At 73.3% G+C, this 1,706-nt stretch carries 1 protein-coding gene and 1 pseudogene; one reads left to right on the top strand and one right to left on the bottom strand.

From position 1 onward, the window contains the following. Positions 1 to 459 (top strand): NPCBM/NEW2 domain-containing protein (locus tag L0P92_RS44250; protein WP_234768783.1); only part of this gene is annotated, 459 nt, incomplete at its 5' end. A 25-nt stretch (positions 460 to 484) separates the two neighbouring features. On the opposite strand, the pseudogene L0P92_RS44245 reads toward L0P92_RS44250, so the two are convergent. After that, positions 485 to 1,706, bottom strand: a pseudogene (locus L0P92_RS44245) (AfsR/SARP family transcriptional regulator); the annotation flags it as partial.

Here is a 1,706-nt window from a genome sequence, read left to right as displayed (position 1 = left end):
CCTCCTCCCCCGCCGCCGCCCGCCCCGGTCGTCTACCAGTGGAGCGAGCTGTCGTACGACCTCACCGGCGACGGCACCGCGCCCGAGATGCGGCTCCACGGCAGCAGCTGGGTGTGGCAGCGGTACGGCGTGTCGATCGGCGACCAGCGGTACGCGCACGGCGTCACCGTGCACGGCCGGTCCTCCGTCACCATCGACCTCAACCGGGAGTGCTCCGCCTACGACGCGATGGTCGGCGTCGACGATTCGACCCTGGGGCTCGGCAGGTTCTCCTTCTCCGTCTACGCCGACGGCGTCCGGCTGTGGCGGTCCGCGGCGCTCAAGGGCGGGGACCCGGCCGTACCCGTCCATGTGAGCCTCGCCGGGCGCGAGACCGTCCGACTGGTGGTCGAGCCGCTCAGCACCTTCGACACGCTGCTGCTGGCGGACTGGGCGGAGTCGAAGTTCAGCTGCGGGTAGGGCCGTTCAGTCCGGCCCTCGGTGCTCACGGCGACTGCTCGGCCGAGTGGCGACGGCCGCGCACCGCCTCGGCGACGTCATGCAGCACGTCGTCGTGGGTGAGGGCGGTACCCCGTGAGTGCTCGGCGGCGAAACGCTCGGCGCCCAGGGCGGTGCGGGCGGCGGCCTCGGCCCGCTCGGCGTGCTCCCGCTCCGGCAGGGGGCGCGGGTAGCCGCGGCGCCAGTGCTCGGAGGCGGCCAGCAGACGCACCGCGCGCGGGTGGTCGCCGAGGCGGGCCAGCACGTCCGCCACGGCGTCCGCGAGGGCCGCCGTGATCACGTCGGCACACCGCTTCTCCACGGCCACGCGCAGCATGTCGGCCAGGAGAGGCAGTCCGTGCTCCGGGCCCGACTCGGCCGTCACGACCATGGCCTCGATGGCGTTCAGCATCACGTGGAACTGCGGTGGTGGCGTGCCGCGGGCCATCTCCGCGCGGGCCTCCTCGCACAACGCGCGTGCGCGGGCGGTGTCCTTGTCGTCCAACGCGATCTGGGCCCGCATCAGCAGGACGAACGCCCGTGAGTCCGCCACGCCGTACCGGTCGGCGGCCGCGCTCGCCTCGTCCAGCGCGGTCAACGCGGCCGTACGGTCGCCCGTGCGGTAGGCGATCTCCGCGAGCCTCGTCATCAGGAACGGTGTCTCGGCGTGCGCGCCCACCTCGTGGGCGAGGCGCAGCGCCTCCTCGTACTCGCCCCTGGCCTCCTCCAAACGGCTGCGCGACATGGCCGTCTCACCGGCCGCGCTGCACACCTGCGCCCGCATCCAGCGGTCGCCCGCGCGGCGGCTGAGGATCCTCAGCTCCGCGAGGGCGTCGTCCACGTCGTCCGTGCCGCCGGACGAGTCGACGACCATGTGCGTACGGAACATGAGCAGGACGCCGACCTCCCACTCGCCGCCGTGGGCACGGCAGTTGGCGACGGCCACGTCCATGGCGGCCTGGACGTCCTGCGAACTGCTGAGGAAGAAGTCGATCAGCGGCCAGACGAGCCCCGGCAGGCGTGCGGCGAGCGGACCTCCCGGCTCGAAGAAGCTGCGTACGCGCATCAGGTAGCGCCGCATCCGCTCGTCCAGCAGCGCGTCGATCGGCTCGGTCTCGGACGCGAGGAAGAGGTGCAGGAGGCGCAGCTGCATCCGCGGGACGTGCAGGGGGTGGTGGGCCTCGCCCTCGGGGGCGGCGAGGAAGGCGTCGATCGGGTCGGGGGAGGCT

The organism is Streptomyces muensis (assembly GCF_021474425.1).
Lineage (GTDB): Bacteria > Actinomycetota > Actinomycetes > Streptomycetales > Streptomycetaceae > Streptomyces > Streptomyces muensis.
This window is presented reverse-complemented; position numbering and strand designations above follow the sequence as displayed.